This window comes from Chryseobacterium sp. KBW03, assembly GCF_003852415.1.
GTDB classification, from domain to species: domain Bacteria; phylum Bacteroidota; class Bacteroidia; order Flavobacteriales; family Weeksellaceae; genus Chryseobacterium; species Chryseobacterium viscerum.
In genome coordinates, this window is the sequence record NZ_QAJO01000004.1 from 63989 (window position 1) to 82103 (window position 18115).

Sequence of the window (18115 nt, forward strand, 5' to 3'; positions counted from 1 at the left end):
ATGATACCTTTTATCAACACCATAAAAGAAATGATATAGTAGGCTGTAATAAGCATTTTATGGTTCTAAACTTCCTTGATCGTAATATGGGAAAAAGCTTAGGGAGCCTTTATGATCTATCGGGAGAGACACTAAGTAAAATGCTTCCCTAGAATCTTTTGCAGATGGTTTTTCTCCTAGGCAATATGTAAATCCAATCTTAATAATATCTGTATTAAAATCATGGCAATATTTATTTAACGTATCCATGTATTTTGAAACTTTTGCCAAGTCATATTTAATTTCACAAGTAAGGTAATTATCCTTTGAAATATTTTTAAGCTTAAGAGCAGTTGTTGTTTTGCTGAAATCATTTATCATTTTGTCTGAGATAAATTTTGAATCACGTTCTGCATAGCGAACATTAAATAAAAAATAATTTTTTACAATATTATTTGGTGTTTGCTTAAATTTCACAATGATATAAAGGTCGTTTTTAAATTTAGCAAGAGCGTCTTTGTTATCAGAATTAGATATACTGCTTAATAAAGTATCATTTAATTCTACAAATGAAAAATATATTTCATCATATCCTAAACTTTCATAATATTTCACCTTTTGACTAAATACAGTGAAGTCTAAATAGAGATCACATACATCGTTAGGCAATTTAGAAAGGAAATTCATATTGTCTTCAAATACTATATAATCAGGTATTGGCTCTTGAACTCTAATTTTATCTCGATTTCTATCTCGATGCCTTTCTATGAAATTTCTAACTAACATCTCCTCTTCTGTCAATTCTTTATCAGGAGAAAAAAAATCTTCTCCAAATAATTTTTGAGATGCAATACTTAGAATTTCTAACTGATTTTCATTTTTTTCCATAATTTCTTAGTTTTTAAAATTGTTAAACTTATTGATAGCCTCCACTTTATTGTTTACGTGGAGTTTTCTGTAGATATTTCCAACATGTTTTTTGACGGTATCAATACTGATAAATTTCTGATCCGCAATTTCCTTGTATAGAAGACCTTGCGATAGAAGTTCCAGAACTTCTTTTTCCCGTTCCGTAAGTTCGTCGAAGCCTTTAATTTCCGGAAGTTTTTTTTCAAAATGTTTAAGAACTTTTCGGGCAATAGAAAAACTCATTGGAGCTCCGCCATGGTATACATCCCGGATAGAAGAAAGAATCTTGTCCATGCTTTCTCCTTTCACCAAATACCCCATAGCGCCAGCTTTTAGAGAATTAAAGATCTTTTCATCATCGTCAAAACTGGTACACATGATGAACTGCGTATTGGGCATTTCTTTTCGTAGCTTTTCTATGATTTCGATTCCGAGCATATCTTGCAGCTGGATATCCATCATCACTACATCCGGAGAAAAATCGGGTAGATTTTTCATAGCATCATTCCCATCAAAAAACTGAGCGATTACTTTCATGTCCTCCTGGTAATTGATGACTTTCTTCAACGCATTGTTGTAGTTCTTTTCGTCCTCTACTATGGCGATGGAAATGCTCATGACCTTTTTTGTTTGTAGCAAATTTCAACAGAAAACAAATGGAAATCAATTACACCTTTGTGTAATATTGACATCTGAATTGATAGTTATGGTTCAGTCTTTTAGTTTTTACTAAATCTAATCAATTTTTCGTTGCAAAAACAACATTAATTTAAATCAATGCCAACATAATAAAAGAAACAATGAATAAATACCCAATAAAGCTTTGAAAAAGAGGCTCTCTAACATTATTTTATTTTCTTCATTAAAAAAAGAGAATTATATATGAATATCAATCGAAAATTCCCATATTGTCAGGCATGATTTTTGTAAATTTCAAAGAATAAAAATCATAATAAATATCAAAAAAAATAATCATGAAAAAAGGTCTTTTAGCACTTGGTGCTGTACTTGCATTAACAGCAGTAAGCTGTAAAAAAAGCGAAAGCGGAAACAAAAGCGTTATCAAAACAGACAGTTCAACAACTGTAGTTACGGACAACAATGGAAAAATAGATTCGGTAACACAAAGTTCTTCCACTGTAGATATCAATGGACAGAAAACTGAGAAAACAGATTTTGTTTATAAAGCTACAGATGGGACATTGGTAAAAGTTGTTTTCAAAAATGATCCGAAGGAAAGTACAGTAGCCATTACCAGCAATAAGAAAACGTTTACATTACCTAAATCAGAAACTAAAGGTGATGAAACAATTTACAAGAAAGATGATATGACTGCAAGGGTAAAAGGAGACAGTCTCCACCTTGAGCAAGGCAATAATATTATTGAACTGAAAAGAACAAAGATTTAAAATAGAAATGTCCCTTTTATTGAGGGACATTTTATTTATATAAATTTTTAAACTTTCTTCAACAGATCACTATTGATCCAACCATATATAGGTTCACCATCTTTTCCTGCTTCCATCAAAACATATACATAGAACCATCCCAGTTTACTTTTAATAAACTCGACCTGGGTATTTTTCTTAAGTTTAACCACTGTTTCAAATGCTGTCCCTGCACCAGTTCTTACATTAGCATATTCAGCACTTACTTCAAACATATCTGCAGTATCATCTTCTCTTCCCAATAGCTTCGCTCTGAAACTTTCCATAGGAAATGCCGGACCCGGATCGTTTTTTCTGAAAGGAGCGATATCATCATGCCCTAGAATATCTTTAATATTGTAGGTTTCCATCAACAGTTTACAAACCTGAAAACAGGTTTCCAGTTGTTTCTCTGTAAAGCTATGCCAGTAAGAAGTAGTATTTTCATGTTTATGCTTAGCTGCTACTACAACATCTTTAGAATATTCTTTTTCAAACCATGCATAAAACCGTTCATTTACTTTTGTAAGTCTTCCCGGGTTTTCGAGCTCAATACCAATAGAAAAATCATTGAACCCTGAACGGTCGGCCCATCGGCTTCTTCCCGCATGCCAGGCTTTCTTATTAAATTCTACCATTTGGGTAATCCTGCCATCTCTATCGATAATAATATGAGCTGAAGCTTTTGCTGTAGGATCCTGAAACCAGTTTATTGAATTTTCAGCTCCGCGTCCTGCTGTGAAATGAATGATAATGTATTCCGGAATAATAATTCCCTCTTTATTGGGAGATTCTATAAAGGTAATGCTCTCCCCGGAAATTGTTTTTCCTAACTTATCTTTTGCGATGATCATGATCAAGATTTTTTAAACCCTCAAAGTTATTCTAAATATATTAATTAAACATTAATGAAATAAAAAAAAACCATCCGTATTACGAATGGTTTTATTATATATCTGAATGAATATTATTCTTCAGTTTTTTCTTCAGCAGAATCAGCTTTAGCTTCTTCTACTTTCTCTTCTACTACAGGAGCATCAGCAACTACTGCTGTTTTAGCCGTTGTAGATCTTCTGCTTCTTCTCGTAGCTTTTTTCTCTTCAGCATTAGGGTTGTAAAGCTCGTTGAAATCTACCAATTCGATAAGAGCCATATCAGCAGCATCACCTGGTCTGAAACCTGTCTTAATGATTCTTGTATAACCACCGTTTCTTTCAGCGATTTTAGGAGCTACAGTTCTGAATAATTCAGCAACCGCAAATTTATTTTGAAGGTAAGAGAATACTACTCTTCTGTTGTGTGTAGTATCTTCTTTTGCTTTTGTTAATAGAGGCTCAACATATACTCTTAAAGCTTTCGCTTTAGCTACAGTAGTGTTGATTCTTTTATGCTCAATTAGAGAACAAGCCATATTAGAAAGTAAAGCGCTTCTGTGAGAAGCTGTTCTTCCTAAGTGATTGAATTTTTTACCGTGTCTCATTATTAATTATTTATCAGCGTCTAACTTATATTTTGCAACGTCGAAACCGAAGTTAAGACCTTTTGAATGCACTAATTCTTCTAGTTCTGTCAAAGATTTTTTACCAAAATTTCTGAATTTCATCAAATCAGACTTACTGTAAGAAACCAATTCTCCAAGAGTTTCTACTTCAGCTGCTTTAAGACAGTTAAGGGCTCTTACTGAAAGATCCATATCTGCTAATTTAGACTTAAGTAGTTGTCTTGTATGAAGAGTTTCCTCATCATATTGGATAGATGCTTTTACAGCTTCAGTTTCAAGCGTTATTCTCTCATCAGAGAATAACATGAAGTGATAAATTAATATCTTAGAAGCTTCTGTTAAAGCATTCTGAGGGCTAATAGACCCGTCAGTTTCTATATCTAATACAAGTTTTTCGTAGTCTGTTTTTTGCTCTACACGATAATTTTCAATGCTATATTGTACTTTCTTGATCGGCGTAAAAATAGAGTCGATAGCAATAGTTCCTACAGGAGCATTGTTTGACTTATTTTGTTCAGAAGGCACATACCCTCTACCTTTTTCAATATTGAAAGTAATTTCGAAAGTTACATCACTGTTTAGGTTACAAATCACTAAATCTGGGTTTAGAACCTCAAATCCATTGATAGATTTCCCTAAATCACCAGCAGTAATAACCGTCTGACCTGAAACTTTAGCAACAACCTGCTCGTTAGCCTGGCCTTCTGCTGAAGCTTTTAATCTTACCTGCTTAAGGTTAAGAATAATTTCGGTAACGTCTTCGATTACTCCTGGAATAGTTGAAAATTCGTGCTCTACACCTTCTATTTTGATAGATGAAATAGCGTATCCTTCCAGAGAAGAAAGCAACACTCTTCTCAAAGCATTACCGATTGTAAGCCCGAAACCTGGTTCTAAAGGTCTAAATTCGAATTGACCTTTAAATTCATCAGAGTTAAGTAAAATTACTTTATCGGGTTTTATGAATTGTAAAATTGCCATATTATTGGGTTGAGCAAAAATTTGATTAAAAAATTATTTAGAGTAAAGTTCGACGATAAGGTTTTCCTTAATGTCCTCCGGAATCTGGATTCTTTCAGGAGCAGAAATGAAAGTACCTTCTTTCTTCTCATCGTTGAATTGTAACCACTCATAGTTTGACTTAGAAGCCAATGAATTGGTAACAACTTCAAGAGACTTAGACTTTTCTCTTACAGTGATTACATCACCAGCTTTTACCAAGTAAGAAGGGATATTAAGAATTTCTCCGTTCACAGTGATGTGTCTGTGAGAAACCAATTGTCTAGCTCCAGATCTAGTTTTTGCAAACCCTAATCTGTATACTACGTTATCCAATCTTGATTCACAAAGCTGTAAAAGTACTTCACCTGTTACACCTTTGCTTCTGTGTGCTTTTTCAAATAAATTAGCAAACTGTCTTTCTAAAATACCGTAAGTATATTTAGCTTTTTGTTTTTCAGCTAACTGAACTGCATATTCTGATTTTTTAGCACCTCTTCTTTTGTTAGGACCGTGTTGTCCTGGCGGTTGGTTCTTTCTTTTTTCGAAGTTTTTATCATCTCCGTAGATTGCAGCACCAAACTTTCTAGCAATCTTAGTTTTAGGTCCAATATATCTTGCCATAATGGGTAAATTCTAAAAATTAAACTCTTCTTCTTTTTGGTGGTCTACATCCATTGTGTGGCATTGGAGTCACATCAACGATTTCACTCACTTCAATTCCTGAGTTGTGAATAGTTCTGATTGCAGATTCTCTACCTGCACCAGGACCTTTAACGTATACCTTTACTCTTCTTAATCCAGCTTCGTGAGCAACATTAGAGCAATTTTCAGCTGCCATTTGAGCAGCAAATGGAGTATTCTTTTTAGAACCTCTGAAACCCATTTTACCGGCAGATGCCCAAGAGATAACTTCTCCGCTTTTATTTGTTAAAGAAATGATGATGTTATTGAAAGAAGCTTGAATATGTGCTTCACCAATAGCTTCAACTTTTACTTTTCTTTTTTTAACTACTTTACTTTGTTTTGCCATAATTCCTAACGATTATTTACTTGCCTTTTTCTTGTTAGCAACTGTTTTTCTCTTTCCTTTACGGGTTCTAGAGTTGTTTTTCGTTCTCTGGCCTCTTAAAGGTAATCCTAGTCTGTGACGTATTCCTCGTTGGCATCCTATGTCCATCAATCTCTTGATGTTCAATTGCACTTCAGATCTCAATTCTCCTTCTACTTTAACGTTTTCGGAGATATATGTTCTGATTGCAGCCAATTCATCGTCATTCCATTCGTTGACTTTCTTGTCTTCGCTGATACCGGCAGCTTTAAGGATTTCAGAAGAAGTACTTCTTCCTACTCCATAGATGTAAGTTAAACCGATAACACCTCTTTTGTTTTTTGGTAAATCAATACCTGCAATTCTCGCCATAATTTAATGTTAACCTTGTCTTTGTTTAAATTTTGGGTTCTTCTTGTTGATTACGAATAGCACACCTTTTCTGCGTACAATTTTGCAATCAGCGCTTCTTTTTTTAATTGATGCTCTTACTTTCATTTTGATAGTATTTATTTTTTACAAATGCCAAATGGAATGTGTATTCCATTTGGCTAAATGTTTTTAGTATCTAAATGTGATCCTCCCTTTTGTTAAATCGTAGGGAGACATTTCTAGTTTTACCTTATCACCAGGTAAAAGTTTAATATAGTGCATTCGCATTTTGCCGGAAATATGAGCAATAAGAATATGCCCATTTTCAAGTTCTACACGGAACTGGGCGTTCGAAAGTGCTTCCGTTATAACGCCGTCTTGTTCAATATGTTTTTGTTTTGCCATAAATTAATATCCAGTCGTTCTAGACAGTTTAGACTGCATTAAGCCATCATAATGATGGTTCAGCAGATATGTATTAATCTGTTGAACTGTATCTAAAATTACACCCACCATAATCAACAATGATGTTCCCCCGAAAAATAGGGCAAACGCATCTGTCTGAACAAAGCTTCCATGCACAATTGCCGGAAGGATTGCAAAGATAGATAAAAAAATTGCACCTGGCAAGGTAATTTTTGATAAAATATCATCTAAGTAATCAGCTGTCTCTTTACCGGGTCTTACTTTCGGTACTAAACCTCCATTTCTCTTTAAGTCATCAGCCATCTGGTTTACCGGAATTGTAATTGCAGTATAGAAAAACGAGAAGATAATAATTAATAGCGCAAACAATACATTGTACTGCCAGCTAAAAACATTCTTGAAACCTGCAAGAAAAGTGTTGGACTCATCGAATTTTGTTAATAATCCTGGTACGAACATCAATGCCTGAGCAAAGATAATCGGCATTACACCAGCAGCATTTACTTTCAATGGGATCCATTGTCTTGCGCCCTGCATAAGATTCTTGTTTACACCTCCTCTTGCTTGAGCTCTGCTTACATACTGAATAGGGATTTTTCTAACAGCAACTGATAAGATCACCGCTAAAAGAACTACCACCATCCAGAATAATACTTCAATAAGGATCATGATAGATCCCATTCCTCCTTTTCCGTTCTGCACGGCCATCTCCTGTAAGAATGCTTCAGGCAGTCTTGAAAGAATACCTACCATAATAAGGATGGAAATACCATTTCCGATTCCTTTGTCGGTAATCTTTTCACCTAACCACATTGCGAACACTGAACCAGCAACCAGAATAACAATACTTGGTAACCAGAACATGATAGAATTTGGCTCTACAAAATATGCAGATTGGAACTGAGCATACGGTAAGAATAATTGAGTAATAGAAGTTAGGTAAGAAGGTGCCTGTACCAGACAAACTCCAATCGTTAACCATCTTGTAATTTGGTTCAATGTATTTCTACCTGACTCTCCATCTTTCTGAAGCTTCTGAAGATAAGGAATAGCCATCCCCATCAACTGAACAATAATAGAAGCAGAAATATAAGGCATGATTCCCAACGCCATTACGGAAGCGTGGCTGAAAGCTCCCCCCGTAAACGACGAAAGCAAGCCAAGGAGACCTGCTCCTTGCTTGTTACCGCCTTGATTTTTATAATGCTCTAAGAGATCTCCCACTTCTGCAAGATTAATTGCGGGAAGTGAGATATAAGATGCGAATCTATACACAAGGATAATACCTAACGTAAAGAGAATTTTATCTCTTAATTCCTTTAGGCTCCATATATTTTTAAGTGTTTGTATAAATTCTTTCATTAGTAAGTATTATAAGGTAATTGCTTTTCCTCCTGCCTTAGCAATAAGCTCTTCAGCAGACTTAGTGAATTTGTCAGCAGAGATTGAAACCGCAGATTTCAATTCTCCTCTACCCATAATTTTCACTAATTCGTTTTTAGAAACTATTCCGTTTGCTACTAAAACTTCTTTCGTGATTTCTCCAGTAATGGATTTGTTCTCGATTAAAGTTTGAATAGTATCAAGGTTAATTCCTCTAAACTCTTTTCTGTTTACGTTTTTGAATCCGAATTTAGGTAATCTTCTTTGTAAAGGCATCTGTCCACCTTCGAAACCGATTTTCTGAGAATAACCAGCTCTAGCTTTTTGACCTTTGTGTCCTTTTGTTGAAGTACCTCCTTTTCCACTACCTTGACCTCTACCAATTCTTTTTGAGTTGAAAGTAGATCCAGCAGCAGGTTTTATGTTATTTAAATTCATTTTAATTTCTCTTTTATAAAATTATTTTTGAACTTCAAGTAAGTGTCCTACTGCAGCGATCATTCCTAAGATGGAAGGAGTAGCTTCATGTTCTACAACTTGGTGAAGTTTTTTTAATCCTAATGCTTCAAGCGTTCTCTTTTGGGTTTTTGTTCTACCAATAGCGCTTCTTACTTGTTTTACTTTAATTGTTGCCATTGTTTTTATATTAACCGTTAAACACTTTACTTAGAGAAACTCCTCTCATTCTAGCGATCTCTTCAGGTCTTCTGATGTCTAATAACGCTTTGAAAGTAGCTTTCACTACGTTGTGAGGGTTAGAAGATCCTTTAGATTTTGAAAGGATATCGTGAATACCAGCTGATTCTAATACTGCTCTTACCGCACCACCGGCGATAAGTCCTGTACCGTGAGAAGCAGGTCTTAAGAAGATATCTGCACCACCGTATCTAGCAGTAGTTTGGTGAGGAATAGTGTGGTTCATTACAGGAACTTTCACAAGGTTTTTCTTAGCGTCTTCAACTGCTTTAGCAATTGCAGAAGCAACCTCTTTAGATTTTCCTAAACCGAAACCAATAATACCTTCTTCGTTTCCTACTACAACAATAGCAGAAAATCCGAAAGCTCTACCCCCTTTTGTTACTTTTGTTACTCTGTTAACAGCTACGAGACGATCTTTTAATTCTAATCCTCCCGGTTTTACTCTTTCTATATTATCTAGTCCTAACATATTTTCCGAAATTTAATGATTAGAATTTAAGTCCACCTTCTCTCGCACCGTCAGCTAGAGCTTTCACTCTACCGTGATATACGAAACCGTTTCTGTCAAATACAATACTTCCGATTCCTGCAGCGATAGCTTTAGCAGCGATAGCTTTACCAACAGCAGCAGAAATTTCAGTCTTAGTACCTTTAGCGTCTACACCTTTCTCTCTAGAAGAAGCTGATGCTAAAGTTTTACCATTTTTATCGTCGATTAACTGAGCGTAAATTTCCTTATTACTTTTGTATACAGATAATCTTGGCAATTCAGAAGATCCAGAGATTTTCCCTCTTACTCTTCTTTTGATTCTTATTCTTTTTTCTAATTTACTTAATGCCATAATACTTATAATTTATTAAGCAGATTTACCAGCTTTACGTCTAACAATTTCTCCTACGAATCTTACACCTTTTCCTTTGTATGGCTCAGGCTTTCTGAAAGAACGGATCTTTGCAGTAACCATTCCTAGAAGTTGCTTGTCATGAGACGCTAAAGTAATAATTGGGTTTTTACCTTTTTCAGTCAATGTATCAACTTTCACTTCACCTGGAAGTTCTAATACGATACCGTGAGAGAATCCTAAAGCCAACTCAAGTTTTTGACCTGTGTGAGAAGCTCTATATCCTACCCCTACTAGTTCTAGTTTCTTTTCGAAACCTTCAGTTACACCAACGATCATGTTGGCGATTAACGCTCTGTATAAACCGTGAAGCGCTTTGTGTTGCTTAGAATCAGATGGTCTGTTTACATTAAGCTCACCATCTTTTTGTTCTAAAGTAATTCCTGCTGTAAGCTCTTGAGAAAGTTCTCCTTTTGCTCCTTTTACAGTTACTACACCGTTATTTTCAGTGATTGTAACTCCAGCTGGAATTGTTATAATTGCTTTACCAATTCTTGACATTTTCCTCTGATTAAAAATTAATAAACATAGCAGATTACTTCACCGCCTACTTTCTCTTCTCTAGCTTTCTTGTCAGTCATTACTCCTTTAGAAGTAGAGATGATAGAAATACCCAAACCGTTTAGTACTCTTGGAAGTTCCGTAGAACCTTTGTACTGTCTCAAACCTGGTCTAGAAGCTCTTTGAATAGACTTAATAGCAGGTTTGCTAGTTTGCTTATCGTACTTTAAAGCGATTTTGATCACTCCTTGAACAGCGTTATCTTCAAACTTGTAGTTTAAGATATACCCTTGATCAAATAGGATCTTAGTAATCTCCTTTTTGATTTTCGATGCAGGAATTTCCACCACTTTGTGGCCTGCGCTTTGTGCGTTCCTTACTCTTGTTAGGAAATCTGAAATTGGATCTGTTACCATTTTTCTTTTATAAATTATTGGTTAAAGACAATCAGTATTGAAAAGACTTGAAGATAAAAATATCAGACTTCAGAAAACCTCGGTCTGATATTTATTCTTTAGTATCTAAACAACTTAATTGTCTCGATTTTAATTAGTAATTATTACCAACTAGCTTTTCTTACACCTGGGATAAGACCGTTGTTTGCCATTTCTCTGAAAGTTACTCTGGAAAGTCCGAACGTTCTCATATATCCTCTTGGTCTACCTGTTAGTTTACATCTGTTGTGTAATCTTACAGGAGAAGCATTTTTAGGTAATTTCTGAAGTCCTTCATAATCACCAGCTTCTTTTAAAGCTTTTCTTTTGTCAGCGTATTTAGCAACTAGTGCTTCTCTTTTGCGCTCACGCGCTTTCATTGATTCTTTAGCCATTTCTTAGTTCTTTTTAAATGGTAAACCGAAGTGAGTTAGTAATGCTTTAGCTTCTTTATCTGTCTTCGCAGTAGTAACAAAAGTGATGTCCATCCCTTGGATTTTTTTCACTTTGTCGATTACGATTTCAGGGAAGATAATTTGCTCAGTAATACCTAAGTTGTAGTTACCTCTACCATCGAAACCATCAGCTTTGATACCAGAGAAATCTCTGATACGTGGCAAAGCAGAAGAAGTAAGTCTGTCTAAGAACTCATACATTCTGTGAGCTCTCAATGTTACTTTCGCACCTACAGGCATTCCTTTTCTCAATTTGAATGCAGCTTCGTCTTTCTTAGAGATTGTACCTACTGCTTTCTGACCTGTGATGTTTGTAAGTTCTTCTACAGCATAATCGATAATTTTCTTATCTGCAGTAGCGTCTCCTAAACCTTGTGATACAACGATTTTCTCTAATCTAGGTACTTGCATGATTGACTTGTACCCGAATTCTTCCATCATTGCAGGAACAATTGTTTCTCTGTATATTTTTTTGGGTCTTGCTATAAATTCCATGTTAATTCAAATTATAAAGTTTCACCCGTTTTTTTGTTGATTCTTACTTTCTTATCTCCTTCGATTTTGTAACCGATTTTGATAGCTTTTCCATCTTTACCAACTAAAGCTACGTTTGAGATATGAATAGAAGCTTCCTTTTCAGTAATTCCTCCTTGAGGATTTGAAGCTGAAGGCTTAACGTGTTTTTTAACGATGTTAAGTCCTGCAATAATTACTCTTGGGTCTCTTCCTTCTTTCTTGATCACTTCAATAACTTCACCAGTCTTACCTTTGATATCTTTCTTACCAGTAGTAATGATTACGTTATCTCCTCTTTTTATTTTTAACTTTGACATTTCTTTTAAAAATTTTAAAAATTAAAGTACTTCAGGAGCTAATGAAATGATTTTCATATATTCTTTATCTCTCAACTCACGAGCAACTGGTCCGAAAACACGAGTTCCTCTCATTTCTCCCGCTGCGTTTAGTAATACACAAGCATTGTCGTCGAATTTGATGTATGAACCATCTTTTCTTCTTACTGCTTTTTTAGTTCTTACTACTACAGCTTTAGATACCTGACCTTTTTTAGCGTTTCCTGATGGTGTAGAATCCTTGATAGTAACAACGATTTTATCACCAACTGAAGCATATCTTCTTCTGGTTCCTCCCAGAACTCTGATAACTAGTACTTCTTTTGCACCTGTGTTATCAGCAACTTTTAATCTTGATTCTGTTTGTAACATTATTACTTAGCTTTTTCAATGATTCTTACTAATCTCCATCTCTTGCTCTTGCTCAAAGGTCTAGTTTCTTGGATCAAAACTGTATCACCTTCTGTGCATTCGTTGTTCTCGTCATGTGCAGTATATTTTTTCGTTTTCAAAACGAATTTACCGTACATCGGGTGCTTTACTCTTGTAGTTTCACTAACAACAATAGTTTTTTCCATTTTATTGCTGGAAACCACTCCGATTCTTTCTTTTCTTAAATTTCTATCCATTGTAAAATGAAATTATTGTTTGTTAGTTAACTCAGTGTTTAGTCTTGCGATTGCTTTTCTCAAATCTCTGATTTGAATCGGGTTTTCAATTGGGCTGATTGCATGAGCCAACTTCAATTTAGAATATTGAGCTTTTGCTTCAGTTAATTGAGCTTGAATATCACCCGCGCTTAAATTTTTAATATCAGCATTTTTCATTGTATTCAAAGATTATAGAGGTTTAACAAAATCGTTAGCAACGATGAATTTAGTAACTACTGGTAATTTTTGCGCAGCAAGTCTTAAAGCTTCCTTAGCGATATCGTAAGGTACACCTCCGATTTCGAACATAATTTTACCAGGTTTTACTACAGCTACCCAATATTCAACAGCACCTTTACCTTTACCCATACGTACTTCCGCTGGTTTTTTAGTAATTGGCTTATCTGGGAAGATTTTGATCCATAGTTGACCTTCTCTCTTCATATATCTTGTCGCAGCAATACGAGCTGCTTCAATCTGTCTTGCAGTGATCCAAGCTCCTTCCGTCGCTTTGATCCCAAATGTTCCGTAAGCAAGTTGACTACCTCTTTGGGCATTCCCCTTCATCTTCATCTTGTGAACTCTACGGAATTTGGTTCTTTTTGGTTGTAACATAATTTCTAAATTTTAGATTTTAGATTTTAGATTTTAGATTTTTTTTAATTTTAAAAAAGTAACGGTAATTTAAAATTCAAAATTTCTAATCTAAAATTTTAATTATTATTGTTATTGTTGTTGTTTTTTCTAGGTCTTCTGTTGTCTCTGTCTCCACCTCTGTTTCCTCTATCTGACTGACCTCCTTTTTTCTGTTGTCCCACTAGTGGAGAAAGTTCTCTTTTACCGTAAACTTCCCCTTTCATGATCCATACTTTTACACCTAATCTACCGTAAGTAGTGTGAGCTTCTGCCCAGTGGTAATCGATATCTGCTCTGAAAGTAGACAATGGAATTCTTCCGTCTTTGAAAGATTCTGATCTTGCCATTTCAGCTCCGTTCAATCTACCAGAGATTTGAACTTTGATACCTTCAGCACCCATTCTCATAGTACTTGCCATTGCCATTTTAACAGCTCTTCTGTAAGAAATTCTGTTCTCAATTTGCTTAGAAATACTATCAGCAACTAGTACAGCGTCTAATTCAGGTCTTTTGATTTCGAAAATGTTGATTTGAATATCCTTACCTGTAAGTTTCTTCAATTCTTCTTTCAATTTATCAACTTCCTGACCTCCTTTACCGATGATAAGTCCCGGTCTAGCAGTAGTAATTGTAACTGTTACTAATTTAAGTGTTCTTTCGATATAAATTTTTGAAATACCACCTTTAGATAATCTAGCCTCAAGGTATCTTCTGATTTTGTAGTCTTCAGCGATTCTGTCTCCATAATCGTTTCCACCAAACCAGTTAGAATCCCATCCTCTGATGATACCTAATCTATTACCAATTGGATTTGTCTTCTGTCCCATACCTTGATTAATTTTCTTTTTTACCTAAGATTAATGTAATGTGGTTTGATCTTTTTCTGATTCTGTACCCTCTACCTTGTGGAGCTGGTCTTAGTCTCTTCAATTGTCTTGCACTGTCTACAAAAATTTCTTTAACGATAAGATTTGCTTCTTCAATATCAGCACCTTCGTTTTTAGTTTGCCAGTTAGCCATTGCAGAAAGCAATACTTTTTCTAACTTGTTAGATGCGTCTTTTTTAGAATATTTTAGAATGTATAAAGCTTTGTCTACCTGCTCTCCTCTAATGATATCAGCTACTAATCTCATTTTTCTTGGAGAAGATGGGCAATCATTGTGTATTGCTTTTACTACATCTTGGTTTGTCAATTTACGTGCTAATGCACTTTCTCTTTTTCTTGATCCCATGATTATCTGCTTCCTTTGTTTTTGTTACCACCATGACCTCTGAAAGATCTTGTTGGAGAAAATTCGCCTAGCTTGTGACCAACCATGTTTTCTGTAACATAAACAGGGATAAAAGATTTCCCGTTGTGTACTGCAATAGTTTGTCCTACGAAGTCCGGAGAGATCATTGATGCTCTAGACCAAGTTTTGATAACTGTCTTCTTACCAGACTCTATATTTGTCTGAACCTTCTTATCTAAAGTATGATGAATGAATGGTCCTTTTTTAAGTGATCTTGCCATAATTATTTACGTTTAGATATGATATGACGGTTAGACGCTTTATTTTTCTTTCTGGTTTTGTAACCTTTAGCAGGCATACCGTTTCTAGATCTTGGGTGACCTCCTGAAGAACGACCTTCACCACCTCCCATTGGGTGATCAACTGGGTTCATTACAACAGCTCTTGTTCTTGGTCTTCTACCTAACCATCTGCTTCTACCAGCCTTACCTGATACAGTTAACTGGTGGTCAGAGTTAGAAACTGATCCAATCATTGCATAACATTCAGTAAGGATCATTCTAGATTCTCCTGAAGGCAATTTGATGATTGCATATTTCCCGTCTCTTGAAGTTAATTGAGCTGAAGAACCAGCACTTCTTGCTAAAATTGCACCTTGACCAGGCTTCATTTCAACACAAGAAATAACAGTACCCAAAGGAATGTTTTTCAACTTCATTGCGTTCCCTACATTTGGTTCTACGCTTTCACCAGAAATTACTTTCTGATCAACTTTGATACCGTTTGGAGCGATGATATATCTCTTCTCTCCATCAGCATACTCTAATAAAGCGATAAATGCAGTTCTGTTTGGATCATATTCTACAGATTTTACAGTGGCTTCAACGTTTGCTTTGTTTCTTTTGAAGTCAATAATTCTGTATTTCTTTTTGTGTCCACCTCCGGTGTAACGCATGGTCATTTTACCAGTTTGGTTACGTCCACCTGACTTACTAATACCAACTGTTAGAGATTTCTCTGGTTTGTTGGTAGTAATTTCTTCAAAATTGTTTACAATTCTGAATCTCTGTCCCGGGGTGATAGGTTTTAATTTTCTAACAGACATTACTATTATTTATAATTAATAATTAATTTACAGCAAAAATATCGATAACCTCACCTTCAGCAAGTTTGATTACCGCTTTTTTCAATTTGTTTGTCTTTCCTACTTGAAGACCTTTTTTAGTGTACTTTGAAGAAACCTTCGGAGCATAAATCATTGTGTTAACGTCTGCTACTTTTACACCGTAAGCTGCTTCAACAGCTTTTTTAATCTGGATTTTATTCGCCTTAGGTTCAACTAAGAAAGAATAAGAACCTCTTAAATCTGTAAGGTAATTAGCCTTTTCTGAAATAACTGGTTTAATAATAATAGACATGACTTATTTCTTTAAATTTTCCTGGAATTTTTCAACTGCACCTTCGAAGAAAATAATCTCACCTGCGTTTACTAAGTCGTAAGAACTGATCTCGTTGAAGTTCATTACTTTAGTTTTAGGTAAGTTTCTTGAAGACAAATACACATTCTTGTTAGCTTCAGGAAGAACGAATAAAGATTTTTTACCGTTAAGTTCCAATGCATTCAATACACTGATAAAATCTTTAGTCTTAGGAGCACCAAAGCTCAAATCTTCTAAAACTTTAATGCTGTTGTCTCTCATTTTCTGAGATAAAACAGATTTCTTAGCTAATCTCTTAAGAGCTTTGTTCAATTTGAATCTGTAGTCTCTTGGCTTAGGTCCGAATACTCTACCTCCACCTCTGAAAGTTGGAGATTTAATATCACCATATCTAGCAGATCCTGATCCTTTTTGCTTCTTAAGCTTTTTAGTAGAAGCAGTAATTTCGCTTCTTTCTTTTGCTTTATGAGTCCCTTGTCTTTGTGCAGCAAGGTACTGTTTAACTTCTAAGTAAACCGCGTGCTGATTTGGCTCAATTCCGAATACTGTTTCGTCTAGAGTTACTTTTCTTCCGGTCTCTTTTCCTGATGTATTTAATACTACTAGTTCCATTTTCTGATAATTACATAAGAATTTTTAGCTCCCGGAACAGCACCTTTTACTACTAAAAGATTTTGTTCTTGATCAACTTTTAACACTTGAAGGTTTTGAACAGTTACCTGCTCACCTCCCATTCTTCCAGCCATTCTCATCCCTTTGAATACTCTTGAAGGGTCTGATCCAGCACCGATAGAACCTGGAGCTCTAAGTCTGTTGTGCTGTCCATGAGTTGCCTGCATTACACCTCCAAATCCGTGTCTTTTAACAACACCCTGGAAGCCTTTACCTTTTGAAGTTCCTGTTACGTCAACATATTCACCTTCAGTGAACAAATCAACTTTTACTTCTTCTCCTACTTTCACATCAGCGAATCCGTTGTGGAATTCTACCAATTTAGCTTTAGGAGCAGAACCAGCCTTTTTAAAATGGCCAGCTAACGCTTTACCAACGTTCTTCTCACTCTTGTCATCGAAACCCAATTGAACAGCTGTATAGCCGTCCTTTTCCAAGGTTCTGACCTGTAAAATCGAGCATGGACCTGCTTGAATAACGGTACAAGGCATGTTTTTGCCGTTCTCGTCAAACAGAGATGTCATCCCGATTTTTTTTCCAATAATACCTGACATTGTTTATATTATAATAAAATTTATCCTTTATTCATTACCATTTTTCCGAGTCTGAAGTAATTTCTACTTTTGATATAGGCATACTACGCCCGTAAAATGAGTGTGCAAATGTATGAATAATTTTATAACTGACAAATATTTCAAGTAAAATATTTTGATTTTTAATCAATTAGATGATTTTGAAAAAATTCAGAACAAATTTCCCAAAGATTTATTTTGATTTTAAAAAAGAAATTAAGATGAGGGTATTATTTAGCAATAATATTTACCCCTACTTCCTCCAGTTCAGCCCTTTCTTCAACAGAAATACCATGATCCGTGATCAGATAATCCACCTGATCCAAAGCTGCTATTTTACCAAACCCTTTCTTATTCAATTTTGAAGAATCCGCTAGAATCACCGTTTGATCTGCACATTCCATCATGATCTGATTCAGGTGAGCTTCTGCAGCATTGGAAGTACTGATTCCGAATTCAGGATCAATCCCATCAACGCCCAGAAAAAGTTTATTACAGGAAAACTGCTTAAGAATTCCTTCGGAAATAGAACCTACTATAGAAGTAGAACTCTTGCGTACTTCACCTCCCAACTGAATGATATTAATGTTAGGATTATTACAAAGTTCAATCGCCACCCTTAAAGAAGAGGTCAGAACTGTCAGCGGTCCAAAATTCACCAGCATTCTGGCAAGGTAGTGCATGGTTGTTCCGGAAGCCAATATAATACAATCGTTTTCCTGGATCAGAGACAAAGCTGCCTTTGCAATAGCCTGCTTCGCTTCCACATTGATATTTTCTTTTTCTCCTACATTTTTCTCATAAGCATACCTCACCTGCTTACTCGCCCCTCCATGATTTCTGAAAAGAAGCCCCAAACTTTCGAGATAGTTCAGATCCTTTCGGATCGTAACCGAAGAAACACTAAGCTTTTCGCACAGATCCTGAACAAGCACATGTCCTTTCTCATCAAGCTCTTTTAGTATTTCATCCTGCCTTGGTAGTAGCTTTTCCATTTTATTCGTTTCATCAAAAATACCGATTT

General features: G+C 35.4%; 33 protein-coding genes. 1 reads left to right on the forward strand and 32 read right to left on the reverse strand.

The window, feature by feature from the left end; genetic code table 11:
* Nucleotides 1–57: 57 nt before the first annotated feature.
* Both DBR39_RS08245 and DBR39_RS08250 read right to left on the reverse strand, forming a co-directional pair.
* On the reverse strand, nt 58–867 hold the full coding sequence (locus tag DBR39_RS08245; RefSeq protein WP_124532176.1) for a hypothetical protein: 810 nt from the start codon (nt 865–867) through the stop codon (nt 58–60).
* A 6-nt stretch (nt 868–873) separates the two neighbouring features.
* Nucleotides 874–1506, reverse strand: coding sequence for a response regulator transcription factor (locus tag DBR39_RS08250; RefSeq protein WP_124532178.1), 633 nt, complete (start codon nt 1504–1506; stop codon nt 874–876).
* Nucleotides 1507–1862: 356 nt separating this feature from the next.
* Between DBR39_RS08250 and DBR39_RS08255 the strand changes: the two genes are divergently transcribed.
* Nucleotides 1863–2297 carry a hypothetical protein gene (locus tag DBR39_RS08255; protein WP_124532180.1) on the forward strand — a complete coding sequence of 145 codons (435 nt, stop codon included), beginning with the start codon at nt 1863–1865 and terminating at the stop codon, nt 2295–2297.
* Nucleotides 2298–2344: 47 nt separating this feature from the next.
* Here the strand turns inward: DBR39_RS08255 and DBR39_RS08260 are convergent, their stop codons facing one another.
* The 30 genes from DBR39_RS08260 to DBR39_RS08405 form a co-directional block, all read right to left on the reverse strand.
* Entirely contained in the window at nt 2345–3169 is an 825-nt protein-coding gene (locus DBR39_RS08260) for an N-acetylmuramoyl-L-alanine amidase (RefSeq protein WP_124532182.1), read from the reverse strand.
* A gap of 113 nt (nt 3170–3282) precedes the next feature.
* The gene (gene rplQ, locus DBR39_RS08265; RefSeq protein WP_103231543.1) at nt 3283–3795 is read right to left on the reverse strand and encodes a 50S ribosomal protein L17; all 513 of its coding nucleotides are present in this window, start codon (nt 3793–3795) and stop codon (nt 3283–3285) included.
* A 6-nt stretch (nt 3796–3801) separates the two neighbouring features.
* Entirely contained in the window at nt 3802–4797 is a 996-nt protein-coding gene (locus DBR39_RS08270) for a DNA-directed RNA polymerase subunit alpha (protein WP_103231544.1), read from the reverse strand.
* A gap of 33 nt (nt 4798–4830) precedes the next feature.
* Complete coding sequence (rpsD, locus tag DBR39_RS08275; RefSeq protein WP_103231545.1) at nt 4831–5439, reverse strand: 30S ribosomal protein S4; 609 nt, start codon at nt 5437–5439, stop codon at nt 4831–4833.
* Between the two features lie 19 nt (nt 5440–5458).
* Nucleotides 5459–5848: a 30S ribosomal protein S11 gene (rpsK, locus tag DBR39_RS08280; RefSeq protein ID WP_047491454.1), complete on the reverse strand. Its 390-nt coding sequence runs from the start codon at nt 5846–5848 to the stop codon at nt 5459–5461.
* Between the two features lie 12 nt (nt 5849–5860).
* Nucleotides 5861–6238 (reverse strand): 30S ribosomal protein S13, encoded by a 378-nt coding sequence (gene rpsM, locus DBR39_RS08285; RefSeq protein WP_002983260.1) that lies wholly within the window; start codon nt 6236–6238, stop codon nt 5861–5863.
* A gap of 9 nt (nt 6239–6247) precedes the next feature.
* Complete coding sequence (gene rpmJ, locus DBR39_RS08290; protein ID WP_007839480.1) at nt 6248–6364, reverse strand: 50S ribosomal protein L36; 117 nt, start codon at nt 6362–6364, stop codon at nt 6248–6250.
* Nucleotides 6365–6427: 63 nt separating this feature from the next.
* Nucleotides 6428–6643 carry a translation initiation factor IF-1 gene (infA, locus tag DBR39_RS08295; protein WP_034684855.1) on the reverse strand — a complete coding sequence of 72 codons (216 nt, stop codon included), beginning with the start codon at nt 6641–6643 and terminating at the stop codon, nt 6428–6430.
* 3 nt (nt 6644–6646) lie between these two features.
* Nucleotides 6647–8026, reverse strand: coding sequence for a preprotein translocase subunit SecY (gene secY, locus DBR39_RS08300; protein ID WP_103231546.1), 1380 nt, complete (start codon nt 8024–8026; stop codon nt 6647–6649).
* A gap of 9 nt (nt 8027–8035) precedes the next feature.
* Nucleotides 8036–8485: a 50S ribosomal protein L15 gene (gene rplO, locus DBR39_RS08305; protein ID WP_124532184.1), complete on the reverse strand. Its 450-nt coding sequence runs from the start codon at nt 8483–8485 to the stop codon at nt 8036–8038.
* Between the two features lie 21 nt (nt 8486–8506).
* Nucleotides 8507–8683: a 50S ribosomal protein L30 gene (rpmD, locus tag DBR39_RS08310; RefSeq protein WP_027371710.1), complete on the reverse strand. Its 177-nt coding sequence runs from the start codon at nt 8681–8683 to the stop codon at nt 8507–8509.
* A gap of 10 nt (nt 8684–8693) precedes the next feature.
* Entirely contained in the window at nt 8694–9215 is a 522-nt protein-coding gene (gene rpsE, locus DBR39_RS08315; protein ID WP_045491132.1) for a 30S ribosomal protein S5, read from the reverse strand.
* A 19-nt stretch (nt 9216–9234) separates the two neighbouring features.
* The gene (gene rplR, locus DBR39_RS08320; RefSeq protein WP_103231548.1) at nt 9235–9588 is read right to left on the reverse strand and encodes a 50S ribosomal protein L18; all 354 of its coding nucleotides are present in this window, start codon (nt 9586–9588) and stop codon (nt 9235–9237) included.
* 15 nt (nt 9589–9603) lie between these two features.
* Nucleotides 9604–10149 carry a 50S ribosomal protein L6 gene (gene rplF, locus DBR39_RS08325; protein ID WP_103231549.1) on the reverse strand — a complete coding sequence of 182 codons (546 nt, stop codon included), beginning with the start codon at nt 10147–10149 and terminating at the stop codon, nt 9604–9606.
* Nucleotides 10150–10166: 17 nt separating this feature from the next.
* On the reverse strand, nt 10167–10565 hold the full coding sequence (rpsH, locus tag DBR39_RS08330) for a 30S ribosomal protein S8 (protein WP_076353268.1): 399 nt from the start codon (nt 10563–10565) through the stop codon (nt 10167–10169).
* A 143-nt stretch (nt 10566–10708) separates the two neighbouring features.
* Nucleotides 10709–10978 carry a 30S ribosomal protein S14 gene (rpsN, locus tag DBR39_RS08335; protein ID WP_076353267.1) on the reverse strand — a complete coding sequence of 90 codons (270 nt, stop codon included), beginning with the start codon at nt 10976–10978 and terminating at the stop codon, nt 10709–10711.
* Nucleotides 10979–10981: 3 nt separating this feature from the next.
* Nucleotides 10982–11533, reverse strand: coding sequence for a 50S ribosomal protein L5 (rplE, locus tag DBR39_RS08340; protein ID WP_089734598.1), 552 nt, complete (start codon nt 11531–11533; stop codon nt 10982–10984).
* 11 nt (nt 11534–11544) lie between these two features.
* Nucleotides 11545–11871: a 50S ribosomal protein L24 gene (gene rplX / locus DBR39_RS08345; RefSeq protein WP_103231552.1), complete on the reverse strand. Its 327-nt coding sequence runs from the start codon at nt 11869–11871 to the stop codon at nt 11545–11547.
* Between the two features lie 21 nt (nt 11872–11892).
* Nucleotides 11893–12261 carry a 50S ribosomal protein L14 gene (rplN, locus tag DBR39_RS08350; protein WP_002983226.1) on the reverse strand — a complete coding sequence of 123 codons (369 nt, stop codon included), beginning with the start codon at nt 12259–12261 and terminating at the stop codon, nt 11893–11895.
* Between the two features lie 2 nt (nt 12262–12263).
* Nucleotides 12264–12518 carry a 30S ribosomal protein S17 gene (gene rpsQ, locus DBR39_RS08355; protein ID WP_027371715.1) on the reverse strand — a complete coding sequence of 85 codons (255 nt, stop codon included), beginning with the start codon at nt 12516–12518 and terminating at the stop codon, nt 12264–12266.
* Nucleotides 12519–12530: 12 nt separating this feature from the next.
* Entirely contained in the window at nt 12531–12716 is a 186-nt protein-coding gene (gene rpmC, locus DBR39_RS08360) for a 50S ribosomal protein L29 (protein ID WP_103231553.1), read from the reverse strand.
* Between the two features lie 12 nt (nt 12717–12728).
* On the reverse strand, nt 12729–13154 hold the full coding sequence (gene rplP, locus DBR39_RS08365; RefSeq protein WP_029297776.1) for a 50S ribosomal protein L16: 426 nt from the start codon (nt 13152–13154) through the stop codon (nt 12729–12731).
* A 98-nt stretch (nt 13155–13252) separates the two neighbouring features.
* A complete protein-coding gene (gene rpsC, locus DBR39_RS08370; RefSeq protein ID WP_076353263.1) occupies nt 13253–14002 on the reverse strand; it encodes a 30S ribosomal protein S3 in 750 nt (249 codons plus the stop codon).
* 7 nt (nt 14003–14009) lie between these two features.
* The gene (gene rplV, locus DBR39_RS08375; RefSeq protein ID WP_034694674.1) at nt 14010–14408 is read right to left on the reverse strand and encodes a 50S ribosomal protein L22; all 399 of its coding nucleotides are present in this window, start codon (nt 14406–14408) and stop codon (nt 14010–14012) included.
* Between the two features lie 2 nt (nt 14409–14410).
* On the reverse strand, nt 14411–14689 hold the full coding sequence (rpsS, locus tag DBR39_RS08380) for a 30S ribosomal protein S19 (protein WP_034702850.1): 279 nt from the start codon (nt 14687–14689) through the stop codon (nt 14411–14413).
* Between the two features lie 2 nt (nt 14690–14691).
* Complete coding sequence (gene rplB / locus DBR39_RS08385) at nt 14692–15513, reverse strand: 50S ribosomal protein L2 (RefSeq protein WP_103231554.1); 822 nt, start codon at nt 15511–15513, stop codon at nt 14692–14694.
* Between the two features lie 22 nt (nt 15514–15535).
* A complete protein-coding gene (rplW, locus tag DBR39_RS08390; protein WP_047380577.1) occupies nt 15536–15826 on the reverse strand; it encodes a 50S ribosomal protein L23 in 291 nt (96 codons plus the stop codon).
* Nucleotides 15827–15829: 3 nt separating this feature from the next.
* On the reverse strand, nt 15830–16459 hold the full coding sequence (gene rplD / locus DBR39_RS08395; protein ID WP_124532186.1) for a 50S ribosomal protein L4: 630 nt from the start codon (nt 16457–16459) through the stop codon (nt 15830–15832).
* Nucleotides 16450–17073 (reverse strand): 50S ribosomal protein L3, encoded by a 624-nt coding sequence (rplC, locus tag DBR39_RS08400; RefSeq protein WP_103231555.1) that lies wholly within the window; start codon nt 17071–17073, stop codon nt 16450–16452. Before rplC ends, rplD begins: the two co-directional genes overlap by 10 nt.
* A 248-nt stretch (nt 17074–17321) precedes the next feature.
* Nucleotides 17322–18086: a DeoR/GlpR family DNA-binding transcription regulator gene (locus tag DBR39_RS08405; RefSeq protein WP_124532188.1), complete on the reverse strand. Its 765-nt coding sequence runs from the start codon at nt 18084–18086 to the stop codon at nt 17322–17324.
* Nucleotides 18087–18115 lie beyond the last annotated feature (29 nt).